The sequence below is a fragment of the Alysiella sp. genome (assembly GCF_030525755.1).
In the GTDB taxonomy this organism is placed as follows: domain Bacteria; phylum Pseudomonadota; class Gammaproteobacteria; order Burkholderiales; family Neisseriaceae; genus Simonsiella.
In genome coordinates this window covers 1-2,032 of the sequence record NZ_JAUNEC010000080.1, presented here as the reverse complement: position 1 = coordinate 2,032, position 2,032 = coordinate 1, and the positions used below count along the sequence as shown (strand labels likewise).

Annotated in this window: 1 protein-coding gene; it reads left to right on the top strand. The window is 49.2% G+C overall.

Annotated features, from left to right (window positions below; all coding sequences use genetic code 11):
- Window positions 1–1,666, top strand: a 1,666-nt coding sequence (gene tkt, locus Q4B82_RS09450; protein WP_303066207.1) for a transketolase, incomplete at its 5' end; no start/stop codon positions are given.
- Window positions 1,667–2,032 lie beyond the last annotated feature (366 nt).

Here is a 2,032-nt window from a genome sequence, read left to right as displayed (position 1 = left end):
TGGCGTGGAAACCACCACAGGCCCACTCGGTCAAGGCATTGCCAATGCGGTGGGCATGGCTTTGGCAGAAAAAATCTTGGCAAGCGAATTTAACCAAGACGGCTTGGACATTGTGAACCACCACACCTACGTTTTCTTGGGCGATGGCTGCCTGATGGAAGGCGTTTCCCACGAAGCCGCGTCTTTGGCGGGGACTTTAGGCTTGGGCAAACTCATTGTTTTGTATGACGATAACAACATTTCCATTGACGGCAAAGTGGACGGCTGGTTCACGGAAAACATTCCTGCACGTTTTGAAAGCTACGGCTGGCACGTTGTGGCAAATGTGGACGGACACAATCCTGACGCAATCCGCGCGGCAATCCAATCTGCCAAAAACGAAACGGCAAAACCGTCCATCATTTGCTGCAAAACCTTAATCGGCAAAGGCGCAGCCAACAAAGAAGGCAGCCACAAAACCCACGGCGCACCTTTGGGCGCAGACGAAATCGCCGCCACCCGCGCTCATTTGAATTGGGATTTTGCCCCATTTGAAATCCCACAAAATGTGTACGACCAATGGAACGCCCACGAAAAAGGCGCGAAATTGGAAAACGAATGGAACGCATTGTTCGCACAATACGCGGCAAAATTCCCCGAAAAAGCCGCCGAATTCACGCGCCGCATGAACGGCACGCTGCCTGAAAACTTTGCAACACACGTTCAGGCTGCCTTAAACGAAATCTGCCAAAAAGCGGAAAAAATCGCCACACGCAAAGCCAGCCAAAACAGCATTGAAATTTTGGCGCAAGTGTTGCCCGAACTGGTGGGCGGCTCGGCGGATTTGACCCCTTCAAATTTAACCGATTGGTCAAACAGCGTGTCCATCAAACCGCGTCAAGGCGGCAATTATGTACATTATGGCGTGCGCGAATTTGGCATGGCGGCAATCATGAACGGCATGGCGTTGCACGGTGGCGTGAAGCCGTTTGGCGCAACTTTCCTGATGTTCAGCGAATACGCGCGTAATGCTTTGCGTATGGCGGCTTTGATGAAAATCAATCCGATTTTTGTGTTCACGCACGATTCCATTGGTTTGGGCGAAGATGGACCCACCCACCAGCCTGTTGAACAAACCGCGACTTTGCGTTTGATTCCGAATATGGCGGTGTGGCGACCTTGCGACACAGCCGAAAGTTTGGTGGCATGGGCGCAAGCCGTGCAAGCACAAGACCACCCAAGCTGCTTGATTTTCAGCCGTCAAAATTTGCCGTTTATTCAACGTGATGAGCCAACTTTGGCAAACATTCAACGCGGCGGCTACATCATTTCAGGCAGCCAAAACGCGCAAGCCGTGATTATTGCCACAGGTTCAGAAGTGGAATTGGCACTGAACGCGCAAAAAGCGTTGGCGGAACAAGGCATTGCCGTGAATGTGGTTTCCATGCCGTCCACCAATGTGTTTGACAAGCAAGATTTGGCGTACAAACAAAGCGTGCTGCCTGAAAACTTGCCGAAAATCGCGGTGGAAGCAGGCGTTACCGATGGTTGGTACAAATACGTTGGTTTGAACGGCAAAGTGGTCGGTTTAGACCGTTTTGGCGAATCCGCGCCAGCCGAGTTGTTGTTTAAAGAGTTTGGCTTTACGGTGGAAAATGTGGTTGATGCCGTGAAATCGGTGCTGTAAACCACGTTGATGAAACGGGCTACCTGAAGGTCTTCAGGTAGCCTGATTGTGCTTATTATAACTCTTGATAAAGATTTGCTAAATTTATTGGGGGGTATAATTAAAACTACAACCGAAATAAGGAGTAACAATGCTTTATACGCGCAGAGATTTTGAAATCATTAACAATTTTTCACCCCAAGCATCCTAACAGATGATGAATTAGAACTGATTTTGGCGTATTTGCAAGGTATGGTTAATTTATGGTGTGTGGCGACAAGCCTTTTCGGCAAGGGATTTTATTGGGGGCGAGAATTATTATTGGGGCGGTGCACCACTAATGAAAGCGTGGCACGGTCGTTATAATCGCTATAAAACAGAATATCC